The sequence below is a fragment of the Bacillus sp. 05T31 genome, from assembly GCF_056396725.1.
Genome location: NZ_JBFTMA010001235.1, coordinates 1 through 626, shown reverse-complemented (window position 1 = coordinate 626; position 626 = coordinate 1). Strand labels below are relative to the sequence as shown.

Here is a 626-nt window from a genome sequence, read left to right as displayed (position 1 = left end):
TATTAGCCTTCACCAATCGGGCGTTTACGGGCAGTGGATTTTCCACCTAACTTCTTTACTCCAGCCAAATTTTGAGGTGGGAGTCTTACTGCCCGCAAATAGCGGGATAAAATAGAAAGGAAATATTTATATGCGCAAATATACTATTACAGTTCTTATCTTCACCCTGTTCATACCATTCTTCCTCTTTCCTATTCAAGCAAACGCTCATACGAATAARGTTGCTATTGTCATCGATGATTTCGGCAATAATATGAAAGGCACAGATAAGATGTTATCACTTCCWATTCCACTCACTGTTGCTGTTATGCCATTTCTTCCTTCTACTAAACAAGAYGCAATAGCTGCCCATAAAAAAGGGCATGAAGTTATTATACATATGCCAATGGAACCAATTAGAGGAAAAAAAGAGTGGCTTGGACCAAAAGCGATTACAACAGATTTAAGCGATGAAGAAATAAACAAMCGACTCGAACAAGCAATTCAAGAAATACCTCATGCAATAGGAATGAACAATCATATGGGATCAAAAGTAACCGCTGATGAAAGGATTGTACGTCTTATACTTTCTGCCTGTAAAAAGCACGGTTTATTTTATTTAGATAGTAAAACAAACCCTAATAGAG

Annotated in this window: 1 protein-coding gene; it reads left to right on the top strand. The window is 37.3% G+C overall.

Annotated elements, in window-relative coordinates; all coding sequences use genetic code 11:
* Window positions 1-130: 130 nt before the first annotated feature.
* A partial coding sequence (locus AC1DJR_RS32645; protein ID WP_477004533.1) for a divergent polysaccharide deacetylase family protein occupies window positions 131-626 on the top strand: 496 nt, incomplete at its 3' end.